Source organism: Eubacterium sp. AF19-12LB, from assembly GCF_003479125.1.
Classification (GTDB): domain Bacteria; phylum Bacillota; class Clostridia; order Lachnospirales; family Lachnospiraceae; genus Eubacterium_U; species Eubacterium_U album.
This window is the reverse complement of the sequence record NZ_QUGP01000003.1, coordinates 108,360-121,856: the sequence shown is the minus strand read 5'-3', so window position 1 is coordinate 121,856 and position 13,497 is coordinate 108,360. Positions and strand designations below refer to the sequence as shown.

Below are 13,497 nucleotides of genomic sequence, written 5' to 3'. Positions count from 1 at the left end.
CTATAAAATTAATCCTTTATTAACACAAAGCAATTACCAAAATACGAAATTTAACCGAAAGTTTAAATAAAGTTATTTTAGTAATTGCTTTTACTTGTTTTAGTATTCTACTTATTTACACATAATTACTGTTACATCGTTATGTAACTGTAATACTGATGCCGGTACTTTTGGAGTTACCGGTCCAAAGAAGGCTTTTTTAGCTATCTCTGCCTTACCTTCACCACTTACTACAACAACAATCTTTTTAGCCTGCATTATGGCTTTAATTCCCATTGTATAAGCTTCCTTAGGTACTTCATCGATAGTATCAAAGAATCTTGAATTTGCCTTAACAGTACTTTCTGTCAATTTAACGCAATGAGTTTCTTTTTCAAATGCTTCACCTGGTTCGTTAAATCCGATATGTCCATTATTTCCAAGACCTAAAAGTTGTAAATCAACCCCTCCTGATTCTCTTATTATTCTATTATAATCTGAGCATGCTTTATCAGAATCCATTTCCAAACCATCAGGCACATATGTATTCTTTTTATCAATATTGATACGATCAAACAAATGCTTGTTCATAAAATATCTATAACTCTGTTCGTTATCAGGAGCAATTCCTTTATATTCATCTAAATTAATTGTAGTAACATTAGAAAAGTCTAAATCACCTTTCTCGTACCAGCGAATCAACTGTTCGTAAGTTCCTATTGGTGTAGAACCCGTTGCCAACCCAATGACACTATTTGGCTTAATTATTATCTGAGCTGAAATAATATTTGCTGCAGTTCTGCTCATATGATAATAATCCTGTGTTTCTATAACACGCATTTATTTTCCTTTCCCTCCATAATTTCTGTAATCCGATGGAGATTTTCCTACATAACTTTTGAATATACGGCAAAAGTGTGTTACATCCTGAAAACCTACGCGTTCAGATACATCCTGAATCTTATAATTTTTATTCTCTAACAAATCTTTCGCCTTATCTATTCTTATTGTGTTAACTATTTCAAAAAATCCTCTTCCTGTGTACTGATTAAGTAACTTACTTAAATGCCAGCTACTTATAAAACATTGTTCAGCCACATCTAAAAGACTTAATTTCAATTTGTAATGTTCATATATAAATTTCAATGCGTTTTTAAGTATAAAATTGTTAGCATCAGTACATTTTAATCTATCCTTTTCAGGAGTATCACATTCAGGATGATTTTTTATAAATGTTTCATATATATAATTCTCTTCTTCATCTGAACGGCTCCATATAGAATCAATTTCTGCATTGCTGCTATCATTTCCCTTCTGCTTAAGATTGTTAGTCATTGCACTTATTGCTTCTTCTAACTCATCTATCTTTGACGGTTTTAATAAAAATCTTGTCACTCCAAGCTTTATAGCCTGCTGTGCATATTCAAAATTTCTAAATCCTGTCAATAAACACACTTCAATATCGGGATACTCAGACTTAATTGCTGCAACCATTGCAAGTCCGTCCATATTATTCATTGATATATCTGAAATTAAAATGTCAGGTTTTATTTTTCTCATAAGTTCTAAACCTGCTAATCCATTGCTGGCTGTACCAGCAATTCCACAATTCCAATTTGCCCATTCAATTCCTAATTTAAGCCCCTCTACTATAATCGGCTCGTCATCCACGATAATTACTTTATACATAAAACTCTCTCCTTATTATCCCTTAACAGCACCTACTGTCATACCTTTAATAATGTATTTCTGTAATGCCATATATACTACTAAAATAGGTATTACAATCAAAGTTACTGATGTGAACAGCATACCATAATTTACACCTTCTTTTGAAGCAATATTATTAAGAAGAATTGTAATTGCCCAGTTATCTTTTGTTCTAAGGAAGAACATCTGAGTAAACAAATCATTGTAGCTCCAAAGGAAACTAAAAATTCCAACTGTTACAAATGATGGCTTTGATAGCGGCATGATTATTCTAAAATAAATCTGGAATATATTACAGCCTTCCATATACGCTGCCTCTTCCAGTTCCACCGGAAGCCCTCTCATGTAACTTCTGAGTACTATTATAGCAAATGACATATTTCCTGCAATCTGCGGAAGTATAACTGATAACAAATTTAATGAAACATGTGGTGTGTTTACAATTCCCCAACCTGTCATCATTCTTAATACAGGAATGATGGTGGAGTAGATAGGGAACATCATTCCTGCATAAAGTAAGGCATCCAAAATTCCCTTGCCCGGGAACTTATACCTCGTTAATATATAAGCTGCCATTCCGGAGAATAGAATAACAACTACTGCAACAGTACCAGATATAATAAAACTGTTCCTGTATGCATTCAAAATGTCATAGTTGGCAAATACTGCTTTATAATTATCTAATGAGAACAGTTTACCAACAGGCAATGCAAATGAATTATTGTATATTGCCTTTTTATTTTTAAACGAATTCATGATGGACCATAGCAGAGGGAAAATTGTCGTAAGAGCCCAAACAATAAGAATTGTATATACAAATACCAAAGATATTTTAAAATTTTTCTTCTTCATGTCTTTTCTCCCTTCTATACATCATAATCGTCATTTGTCTTAAATATTTGATTTACTACAACTGACAATACTACACCTATTATTACAATAACAACTGCTATTGCCGAACTGTAGTCAACATCTACATATACTTTTGAGTACATGTATGTTCCTGTTAACCATGTATTTGACATACCATTTACAAACATTGTCCATGGTAAATCGAATACTTTTAAAGCTCCTGTTACTGCTAATACTACGCATGTACAAATACTATTTCTTAATAATGGAAGCGTTACATATCTAACCTGCTGAAGCTTTGAAGCTCCATCAATTTCTGCTGCTTCATATAAATCTTCCGGTATTCCGCTTAATCCCGTAAGTAAAATTATGAAATAAAATCCAACATATTGCCATATAACCGGAACAAGCATTGTAAACATCGGATGTGTTGCCTTCCAGTCAATCAATTCATTTTTACCTGCATCCAAAACACCAATAAGCTGTAGAAGCTGATTTATCATTCCTTTATCATAAAGGAAAACTAAGTTAAACAATAAGCCAAGGGCTGTTGCTGAAATAACAATTGGGAAAAAATATACTACTCTGAAAAATCCTGCACCTTTCTTTATATTGCTTACTAACAATGAAAGAACAATAGCCAGTCCTACTTCTCCAACAATTGTTGCTATAATCATAATTCCTGTATTTTTCAAGGCTATTAACATTTTCGGATCCTTGAAAATTTCAAGATAATTTTTGTAAAACGGAGCATTCCATTTGTCAGCTGCCGTCCCCATATACTTTATATGTTGAAAACTGTTAATTATGTTTTGTATGAATGGGTAGTAAAGAAATATCAACATAAAAACAAATGCCGGTATTAAGAAAAATGCAATATATTTTTTGTTTTGGTATATTTTTGCACCCATATTATATCTCCTTATTTTTTTAAAGCCGGAAGGTTTTTGTTCCTTCCGGCTCTAATTTCTACTTGATTATTTTAATAATTTATTCACCAGAATTAATTGTTAATGCTTCATCTACAGCTGCTGCAACTTTTGTGTTACCCTGAACAATATCTGCCATACCTGCAAAAATAGGATCTTTTGCTGCTGTTGATAAACTATCCTGTACAGCTGGAGAAATTCCAGTTGCTCCTGCACATAATTCTACACCTGCATTTGCAAGACTTGACATTGAATCAGCGTCAACTGTTGCACCATTCTTTAATGCTGTTGCTGAGCTTCCTGCAAATTTTGATACCATTTCATCACTTGTCATGTATTCAATGAAATCTACAGCTGCTGCACGTTTTTCAGGATCATCCCAGCATTTCTTTGTAATATAGTAACCACTTGAAAGACCACCGATAAGGTCTGTTGACTTACGATTTCCTTTTCCAGGAACGTATGTAACTGTGTAATTATCAATATCATCTACTGCTTCTTCAATACCACCAACTTTCCATGAACCATCAATTAAGAAAGCTGCTTTATCAGATGTAAATAACTCAAATGTTTCACTATCTGATGCTGTTAATGTATTGTCTGGGAAATATCCTTTTTCATAAAGGTCTTTGATATCATTGATACCATTTACCCAAGCTTTACCATATTCATCATCTGCTGATTTAGGTAATGTACTATGTGTAGCTACATCCTGGAAGTTGAAAATTGTGTATTCAAACCAATAATGTGGAATTTCCTGTAATGAAGCTGCTATTGGTGTGTAACCTGCTTTCTTTATTGTTTCACACATTGTCATAAATTCATCCCAAGTTGTATCTGCTGTTGGAGCTTCAACTCCTGCTTCTTTAAGTACATCCTTGTTTACAAATAATCCTTCCCAGTATCCATTAACCGGTACTGAATAATTCTTTCCATCTACAGGTGATGCTCCAAGCATGTCATCTTTCATATTTGATGCATAATCAGGATATTCCTGTCTGATTTCATCAATTGAAACTACCTTACCCTGTTCAACGAACTGGTTTGAATCAACTCCGTTGAAGAAGAATAATACATCCGGTTCTGAACCTGTTTCAAAGTCTGTAATAACTCTTGATTTAAATGTTTCATCAGATGTTGCTGAACTATCTTCAATCTTGTTTCCTGTTTCTTTAGTCCATGCAGCACAGGCATCTTTATAATTTCCTGCATTTGTGTCTTCACCTGCATATGTTGTTGTAACCTTTAATGTTACCTTTCCTGAATCTGCTTTGTCTTTGTTGTCGCTGCTGCTTGCGGCATCTCCATTGCTTCCGCATCCAACCATGGATACTGCCATAAGTCCTGCGAGCATAAGTGCTAATGGTTTTCTCATATAACTCCTCCAATCCATTCACTGATACCTTTTCTTTTTTCCTTATAACCATATGCTTTTTTTATTTGGTTATAAGTTTTTTCCGTATCTATTATTTATTACATGTATTATTCTATTCGAATTGCACAAAAAAGTTAATGATTTTGCTTGTTTATTTGTTGAATATAGTTGTTCATTTTTGTATAAAATATTTAATCTTTTTGCAAAAATTTGTATTTTATTGTTTTCAATTTAAAAATTTTGCTATTATTGTCAATTTTCCATTTTGAACCTATCTATTTTCAGTTTACTTTCAGTAAGATTGTCATCAATGTTTTCTATAGATAAACCACTGTTTTCACCATATAAAAGCTTAAGTCTCATGTTTACATTTCTAATTCCGATATTATGTACATTCTCTTCCAGTTTCTGATCCGAAAGTAATATTTCTATCTTCGCTTTATCAGCCTCAGTCATATTTCCATTATTATGAACAACTATATACAAGTTATTGTAATCTGCATATATTTTCAGGCTTCCTATAATATTCCCCTCTTTATCTCCTCCATGCTCTACAGCATTTTCTACAATTGGCTGTACTATAAGTCTTGGAATCTTTAAATTAAGTAAATTTTCATCCACATCTTTATCAAAATGGAATCGGCTTCCAAATCTCTGATGAATGATATACAAATAAGCATCTACGTACTTAAGTTCCTCTTCAATAGTGATGAATTTTTCTTTTTTTCTATTCATTGTCGCTTCCATCATTACTCCAAGAGATTCAATCATTCCACTTACATCATGATTTCCACTCATTCTGGCCTTCCAGTTAATAATCTCCAATGTATTATTTAGAAAATGTGGATTAATCTGTGACTGCAACGCTTGCATATTTGCATCTCTTAATGCTACTTCTTCTGCATATATTCGATTAAAAGATTCTTCAAGTCCTAATGACATATGGTTAAATGTATCTATTAGTTTTCCAAATTCTTTATTTCCTTCAAATGCAGGTAAAGTTATTCCATATTCTCCTTCTTCAATCTTTTCAGACATTTCCATCAAATCTGAAATTGGTTTATTGATATTTCTGTAAAAATAATAAAATGTTAACGCTGCCAATAAAATTGTAATCAAAATGATTAATACATATATATATACATACGTAAACGATTCATTAAGTACTTCCATTCGATTTAATTTAACAATATATGTAAACTGCTGATTATTGCATCTTGTGTACAGATTTACAGTATAATTGTTACTATCATAATTGCTTTCTGTTTCTGTAACTTCTCCATAATTTCTTTTATTATTATCAGCATAAATTTTGAATTTTTCATTATTTATATCATTTTCATAATCAGGTTCACATACCATATCTCCATCTAGAAATATAGCCCCATTTTCTCTCCACACTACATTATCCATGCTTTTAAACATATTTGATTTATTTATTTCCATAACAATAATTGCATAAGGATTGTAATCACTTGTAACCAGATTTCTAACTAAATACAGATGTTCTCCTATCTCTATAAATTTAGTATTAGTTCCCATTCTTTGAGCTACTGACTTTATCTGTGTCATAGCATTATTTTTAAAATCTGAAATACTTGCATAAGTCGCTCCCGCAACATTGCTATACGTATAATATTCCATTGTTGTTTTTTCTTTAAATACAACAATTGTGCTTGAAATCATTGAATTATATTTGTACTTTTCACTAAGATAACTAGATATTTCTCTGTACATTACCGCTTCATTTTTATCTTTTAGGAATTGTAAATAACTTGTTCTTATGACATTGTCATATGAAGCCTGCTTTGATTCCTGTATTACTTTTTCTATATTACTGTTGCAGTTTTCTGCAGCATTTTCCATAGATGTAACTACTGTATTTCTTACCTGATTAGAAGTTTTTGAAGCTGACGAGAAAAAAAGAACAACCGACAATGCTCCAAACGGTACTACAAGGCATATTACCAGCAGTCGAATCATCCCAAAGGTCAGATTTGCCTTTTTCCCTTCTTTATTTAGTGCATTATATCTGTTGTTCTTTTTCATTATTAGTCTCCCTTCAACTTTTACTATTATTTCTGTTGGGAAACTTATTTATTATTCTGTTACTAATATTATATAAATAATTATTATATAAATGACTTATTAAACTTATGTTACTCCAAAATTACTACTTTAATCCTAAGAATTTCTCATATATTTCACAAACTTCAATAGCCTGTTCTTTTGTTGGCATTTCACAGAAAATACGAATCAATGGTTCAGTTCCTGAGAATCTGCCAATTACCCATCCTCCGTTTTCAAAATAAACTTTGCTTCCATCCATATACGAAACATGCTGAATCTTATATGGCAATTCAGGAATCTGTTTATCTTCCATTAATATTTTGTGAATTTCTTCTTTCTTTTCTTTTGTAAATTTGTAGTCACGCTCTTCCATATAAATAGCTCCGCATTCAGCTTCAATGTCTTTATATATTTCAGATAACTTTCTTCCTGTAACTGCTATCATTTCTATAAGTAACATTGCTGCATAAATACCATCTTTACCATTAATATGTCCACGTACTGTAAGTCCTCCGGAAGATTCCCCGCCAATAACTGCATTTTCTTCAGTCATTTTTGCTGATATATACTTAAAACCTACCGGAACTTCGTAACAAGTTTCCCCAAACTTATTTGCTACCTTATCAAGCATATGTGTTGTAGCTACGTTTCTAACTACTGCACCATGCCATCCTTTATATTTTACAAGATAATAATATAATAACACAAGAATGTCATTTGGATGAAGAAATCTTCCTGTATCATCAATAACTCCAATTCTGTCCGCATCTCCATCTGTAGCAATTCCTATGTCAAATCCATAATCAATTACTCTTGTCATAAGACCTCTAAGAGTTGATGCACTTGGTGATGGAAGCTTTCCACCAAATAAGGTATCATGTCTGTCATGTATTGTTTCTACATCACATCTTGCCGTAAGCAGTAATGTTTTTAAAGGTATTTCAGAAACTCCATACATCGGGTCTAAAGCAACTCTAAGACCTGCATTTCTGATTTTCTGCATATCTACAGCATTAATTATATTATCTAAGTATTCATTTAAAGGATAAATTTCTTTAATCAACTCTTTGCTTACTGCCTCATCATAATCCATTTCTTCTATAGAATCCACATCTATTTTTGAAGCGTAGTCTTCTATTTCTTTTGTCTGATTTTCATCAGCATCTCTGCCACCATAAGTAAATACTTTTACACCATTGTAAATAGCCGGATTATGGCTTGCTGTTACCATCATTCCATATGGCATTTCATGTTTTTCTACATAGAACATAATAAGAGGAGTAGGCGCTGATTTGTTAACGAGCAATGTTGTAATTTCCTGTGCTGCAAATACCTGTCCCATCCATCTCATAGCTTCTTTTGACAAAAATCTCTTGTCATAACCAATTATCATTCCTTTATCAGTCTTGCCTTCTGCTTTCATTTTGTTGCACATAGCCTGAGCTAATAATTGAATGTTTTTCTTAGTAAATTCATCTCCTATGACTGCTCTCCAGCCGCCTGTTCCAAATTTAATCATGTAATCCTCCTCATTATACCTTATGCTACCCCATGGTGATTTCAACCAGATTATGGCTTCCTTTTTCCATAACCGGAATAAAATCTACTATTTCCCCATTTAATTTTATTTCTTTAACTCCTTTATTAACCTTATTAGGGTTAACTACATTTATATCGTACTCCGCGCCTCTCCATACACGGTGAACTTTAAATTTATCCCATTCCTTTGGAATGCATGGATCAATATTTAATTTATCAAAATCAGGTCTGATTCCAAGCATATATCTTGTTGCTGAGAAATATGACCATCCTCCACTTCCTGTCATAAACGGATGTCTTGCTCTTCCGTATGCAGTATGGTCTTTTCCCATGATAAACTGGCAATAAGAATATGGTTCTGCTTCTCTGATTTCAATCATGTCATTCTGATTGTATGGACATAATGAATTATAATATTCCATTGCCCTGTTGCCTCTTCCAAGTACACATTCCGCTGCCCATGCCCATGGGTTTGGATGTGAGAATATCGCACCATTTTCCTTGACACCCGGATATACTCTTGTGATAAATCCTATATCATCATCAGGAACTGTATACGATGGAGCATTTAACATTATTCCATATGGTGTTGCCAAATATTCTTTTACACTGTCCATAGCCTTAATGCCTTTTTCTTCCGATGCCGCCCCCGACAATACTGCCCAGGCATTTGACTCTAAATGAACTTTACCTTCTTTATCTGTACTTGTTCCAATTTTCTTTCCGTTTTTGGTTATTCCTCTTATAAACCAATCTTTATCCCACAATTCATTATTACATACATCTTTTACATGCATGGCCATTTCCTTATATTTCTTAACATCATCATCTCTTCCAAGATACTGTGCTAATTCTATAAAATTGTTTATTGCCCAATAATGTAAAAATGATACTAAAGCACTTTCTCCTCCGCCAAGATTTAAGCAGTCATTCCAATCTGCCCTAAGTCCTAAGCAAATTCCTGTTGCTCCTACTTCTTTTGCTGAAAAATCTAATATTCTCATCATATGTTCATATACAGTACCTTCTCCCTTATCTGCATATGGAACAATCTGATCAGCAAATTCGATTTCTCCTGTTTCTTTTATATATTCCACAATAGATGGTATAAGCCATAAAGCATCATCTGAGCATGCATCTTCAATACCATGTATTATATCTGACTTATTAATTCCCGGAATTACTGTAGGTGATTTAAAAGGTTTCTTATCATCCTTTTTCTTTTCAAACCATTCCGGTTGGAATAAATGTAATCCATATCCTTTTGAAACTAATCCATTAAGAAGCTGTACTATTCTCTGTTTACACTTTTCCGGATTAGAATGCGGTATAGTCATTGAATCCTGCGCCGTATCTCTATATCCTAATCCCGTTCTTCCACCTACTTCGATGAAAGATGCAAATCTTGAAAACATTACATTAACTTCTGACTGATATAAATTCCATATATTAATCATTGTGTTCATTGCTTCACTTGGAGTTTCAATTGTTAATTTATTAATTTTATCATTCCAATACTTTTCCAAATTTTTGTATGCTTTGTCCACATTTGTAAAATCGCTATACTTTTCTCTTATTCTTCTGCCTTCTGTGTCATCGCCTTCACCTAACATAAAGATAAGTCTGACTTTTTCGCCCGGTTGTATTACAATATTTTTCTGTAAAGAACCGCAGTGATTATTTCCTTTTTCAAATGAACCTGTACATTTTCCATTTATTACTGCCTGTGGATTATCTTCCGTATGATATAAACCCAGGAACTTGTCTCTGAGGCAATCGAAGCCATCTGGAGAAAAATTTGAAGTAAAATACTGATAACCAAATTCTTCATAGAATAAGTCATACAATATAATTCCATCCTTATATGAGGAACCCGCACAATACAAACTCATCTGAAAATTCTGATTATCTATCATAATATGATGGAAGGAAAATTCACAATAAGAAAAAATACTTAAGTTCCTAGGTTTATTGTCTGTATTTTCAATAACTACATCCCAAAGTTCAACATCATCTTCTATTGGAACGCAAAGTTTCTGACTTGCTTTTAATTTATCATATTCGCATTCATAAACAGAATATGATAATCCATGTCTGCACTTATACTTAGCTTTATCAAGTGGCTTTCCTACCGGCTGCCATGAAATGCTAAAGTAATCACCATTATCATTGTCTCTTACATACACATAATGTCCCGGTCTGTCCATTGGCACTGAATTGCCTCTAAACCTTGTTACTCTATGATACTCAGGTGTTTTATAAAACATATAACCACCTGCCGTATGATTAACTACCACACATGTATCTTTCACACCTAAATAATTCGTCCATGATGTAGGAAGATCCACTCTGTCTATTACATACTCTCTTTTTTCATTATCAAAATGTCCGTATCTCATAATCCTCTCCCTGCCTATTTTCTTAGTTAAAATAATGATAGCAAATATAATCTCTTTTTTGAATGAACGTACTTGTTATTACTTTTCTCTTTTTGTCAGATTTGTTTTTATTTTTTGTTATTTGGAACAAATAAATACAAATCAGCAATAATTTACGGATTAATCAATCTATTACATTTGTCATAAATATTATTTGATAGCAGAGTCAAAAAACCACAACTTTAATTCTTACGGATTGTTTCAGTAAATTGTAGATTCATTATGAAAATAAAGAAAATCAATTTAATTTTAGACTTTATTTATGTTTGTTTAGGTGTAAAATATACATATAAATAAACATCAAAGTTGGGAGGTTTATATGAGAGAACGATTACAGGAATTTTTGGACCATATGGAAATGGTCACATCAAAAGAATTGTCAGACAATGAACGTGAAGCAGTTTTTAACGATTTTATGAAACAGATTCAGTTTTTCCAAAATGAAAGACTTATTCATTTAATCGTAACAGTTACATTTGCAATTATTGCAATTTTTACAACTTTGGCAAATTATGTTCTCCAAAGTATATGTGTGTTTGTATTTTTGCTTGCAATATACATTCTTCTTTTATTTTACATAAGGCATTATTTCTTTCTCGAAAGAGGAGTACAAAAGCTTTACCTCTACTATGATAAACTTGTCAAAAACACTTATTATAGTGATGATGTGAAGAAAAAATGCAGTTTAGTTTAAAAATAGCGTACTATTTTCAAATAAAATAATTATCGACTTTTTTCGACTATAATTAATTTGTAATGTTAAAATCAAAAAGCCACTTTTAGAAAAACAATGTTTTTCTAATCATGTAAAAATACCAAATTGGAATGTTTTACAAAAAAAGGCTACCACTTTACGTAATTTGTAAAGTGGTAGCTTTTTTAATTAATAGCTTTTAACTTAATAATAAAATTTTATCTATCCCATTTATCACAAAGTGCCTGTACCTGGTCGGCAAATTTTGCAAGGTCTTTATTTGCACCGCCTTCATTACGTTTAATAACTGCAAGAAGTCTCTGCCCTGCAGCAAGTAATCTTTCATATACAGTAGATGGTTTTCTCTGTTTTGAAGAGTTGCTTTGTATTCTGATTGGAACTCCTTCTTTTATTAATTCACCTGTTGCCAGGTCAAACTGTGTTCCACTGTAAGGAGCATATGCATCATATCCATGTTCATCTCTTAAAAGTTTTGCAAAAATATCACATACCTCATCTTCACCATGAACTACAAAGACTTTCTGTGGTCTTTTCTTCATAGCTTCGAGCCATTTTACTAACTCTTTCTGATCTCCATGACCGCTTATACCTTTTAAGGATTCTATTCTTGCCTTAACAGCTATTTCTTCACCAAAAAGTTTTACTGTTGTTGCTCCTTCAAGTATTGCTCTTCCTAACGTACCGACTGCCTGATAACCTACAAATAATATTGTAGAGTTCTCTCTCCACAGATTATGCTTCAAGTGGTGTCGTATTCTTCCGGCTTCACACATACCTGATGCAGACAATATAACTTTTGGCATATTATTCTGGTTAATAGCAACAGATTCATTACTTGTAACTGAAACCTTTAATCCATCGAACTTCAACGGGTTAACTCCCATGTTAATTAATTCCATTGTTTCTTCATCAAAGCAATCAATTACGTTATTATTAAATACATTTGTTGCCTCTATGGCAAGCGGACTATCTACATACACTTCAAAATTAGGATAGTTCTTAACCATATTATCTCTTTTAATAATACGGAGGAAATATAGCATTTCCTGAGTTCTGCCTACGGCAAATGACGGGATAACTACATTTCCACCTCTTGCAAATGTTTCGTTTAATATTCTCGCCAGAGCTTTTACATAATCAGGTCTTTCTTCATGGAATCTGTCACCATATGTAGATTCTATTAAGACATAATCAGCTCCATCCATTGTCTTAGGATCTTTAATTATTGGTTTATTAATATTACCAATATCTCCTGAGAAAATTATCGTCTTAGACACATCACCTTCAGTAACTTTTACCTCGATGCTTGATGAACCAAGCAAATGTCCTGCATCTACAAACTTAATCTGGAATTCATCACATACACTCACAGTTTCATCATAGTTTACCGGAACCATTAATTCACAGGCAGCTACTGCATCTGCCATCGTATAGATTGGTTCATATTCTTCCTTACCGGCTCTCTTTGCCTTTCTGCTTTTCCATTCAGCTTCAAATTCCTGGATATGTGCACTATCACGAAGCATTATGTTACATAATTCGCAAGTTGCTTTCGTTGCAAATACCTGTCCCTTAAAGCCTCTCTTTACCATAAGCGGAATTAATCCTGAATGGTCAATGTGAGCATGAGTTAAAAATATGTAATCTATATCTCCTGCTGCCACCGGCAACTCCTGATTTACATAAATATCCTTTCCCTGTTCCATACCACAATCTACAATAGCTTTTTTATCTCCAACCTGTAAATAGTGGCAACTTCCTGTAACCTCATGGTCTGCTCCAAGAAATGTTAGAATCATAAAATCATCCCCTTTATATTAAATTTTAATCCGTACTAATTAATATATTTATTATAACATTTTATGATTACAGGGTCAAAAATATAAAACG

At 32.8% G+C, this 13,497-nt stretch carries 10 protein-coding genes; 1 reads left to right on the top strand and 9 read right to left on the bottom strand.

The genetic code is table 11. From position 1 onward, the window contains the following. Positions 1-111: 111 nt before the first annotated feature. From nagB to DWX29_RS03720, 8 genes are all read right to left on the bottom strand, one after another. On the bottom strand, positions 112-819 hold the full coding sequence (gene nagB / locus DWX29_RS03755; protein WP_022087979.1) for a glucosamine-6-phosphate deaminase: 708 nt from the start codon (positions 817-819) through the stop codon (positions 112-114). Next, positions 820-1,668 carry a response regulator gene (locus DWX29_RS03750; protein WP_118565211.1) on the bottom strand — a complete coding sequence of 283 codons (849 nt, stop codon included), beginning with the start codon at positions 1,666-1,668 and terminating at the stop codon, positions 820-822. A 15-nt stretch (positions 1,669-1,683) separates the two neighbouring features. Beyond that, complete coding sequence (locus DWX29_RS03745) at positions 1,684-2,541, bottom strand: carbohydrate ABC transporter permease (protein WP_022087977.1); 858 nt, start codon at positions 2,539-2,541, stop codon at positions 1,684-1,686. A gap of 14 nt (positions 2,542-2,555) precedes the next feature. Beyond that, the gene (locus DWX29_RS03740) at positions 2,556-3,452 is read right to left on the bottom strand and encodes a sugar ABC transporter permease (RefSeq protein ID WP_022087976.1); all 897 of its coding nucleotides are present in this window, start codon (positions 3,450-3,452) and stop codon (positions 2,556-2,558) included. 79 nt (positions 3,453-3,531) lie between these two features. Further along, entirely contained in the window at positions 3,532-4,845 is a 1,314-nt protein-coding gene (locus tag DWX29_RS03735; protein ID WP_022087975.1) for an extracellular solute-binding protein, read from the bottom strand. 252 nt (positions 4,846-5,097) lie between these two features. Further along, on the bottom strand, positions 5,098-6,894 hold the full coding sequence (locus DWX29_RS03730; RefSeq protein WP_117909987.1) for a histidine kinase: 1,797 nt from the start codon (positions 6,892-6,894) through the stop codon (positions 5,098-5,100). Between the two features lie 124 nt (positions 6,895-7,018). Further along, a complete protein-coding gene (locus DWX29_RS03725) occupies positions 7,019-8,434 on the bottom strand; it encodes a phosphoglucomutase/phosphomannomutase family protein (protein ID WP_022087973.1) in 1,416 nt (471 codons plus the stop codon). A gap of 25 nt (positions 8,435-8,459) precedes the next feature. After that, the gene (locus DWX29_RS03720; protein WP_118565210.1) at positions 8,460-10,853 is read right to left on the bottom strand and encodes an amylo-alpha-1,6-glucosidase; all 2,394 of its coding nucleotides are present in this window, start codon (positions 10,851-10,853) and stop codon (positions 8,460-8,462) included. 358 nt (positions 10,854-11,211) lie between these two features. Here DWX29_RS03720 and DWX29_RS03715 point away from each other — a divergent pair, with 358 nt between their 5' ends. Next, complete coding sequence (locus DWX29_RS03715; RefSeq protein ID WP_022087971.1) at positions 11,212-11,586, top strand: hypothetical protein; 375 nt, start codon at positions 11,212-11,214, stop codon at positions 11,584-11,586. 218 nt (positions 11,587-11,804) lie between these two features. Here DWX29_RS03715 and DWX29_RS03710 read toward each other — a convergent pair whose 3' ends face one another. Next, the gene (locus DWX29_RS03710) at positions 11,805-13,406 is read right to left on the bottom strand and encodes an MBL fold metallo-hydrolase (protein ID WP_022087970.1); all 1,602 of its coding nucleotides are present in this window, start codon (positions 13,404-13,406) and stop codon (positions 11,805-11,807) included. Positions 13,407-13,497: the final 91 nt, after the last annotated feature.

Excerpts from the sequence above, each read along its gene's own strand:
- DWX29_RS03750 (WP_118565211.1), bottom strand. The coding sequence starts at position 1,668 with ATGTATAAAGTAATTATCGTGGATGACGAGCCGATTATAGTAGAGGGG.
- DWX29_RS03710 (WP_022087970.1), bottom strand. The coding sequence starts at position 13,406 with ATGATTCTAACATTTCTTGGAGCAGACCATGAGGTTACAGGAAGTTGC.
- DWX29_RS03730 (WP_117909987.1), bottom strand. The coding sequence starts at position 6,894 with ATGAAAAAGAACAACAGATATAATGCACTAAATAAAGAAGGGAAAAAG.
- DWX29_RS03745 (WP_022087977.1), bottom strand. The coding sequence starts at position 2,541 with ATGAAGAAGAAAAATTTTAAAATATCTTTGGTATTTGTATATACAATT.
- DWX29_RS03715 (WP_022087971.1), top strand. The coding sequence starts at position 11,212 with ATGAGAGAACGATTACAGGAATTTTTGGACCATATGGAAATGGTCACA.
- nagB (WP_022087979.1), bottom strand. The coding sequence starts at position 819 with ATGCGTGTTATAGAAACACAGGATTATTATCATATGAGCAGAACTGCA.
- DWX29_RS03735 (WP_022087975.1), bottom strand. The coding sequence starts at position 4,845 with ATGAGAAAACCATTAGCACTTATGCTCGCAGGACTTATGGCAGTATCC.
- DWX29_RS03740 (WP_022087976.1), bottom strand. The coding sequence starts at position 3,452 with ATGGGTGCAAAAATATACCAAAACAAAAAATATATTGCATTTTTCTTA.
- DWX29_RS03725 (WP_022087973.1), bottom strand. The coding sequence starts at position 8,434 with ATGATTAAATTTGGAACAGGCGGCTGGAGAGCAGTCATAGGAGATGAA.
- DWX29_RS03720 (WP_118565210.1), bottom strand. The coding sequence starts at position 10,853 with ATGAGATACGGACATTTTGATAATGAAAAAAGAGAGTATGTAATAGAC.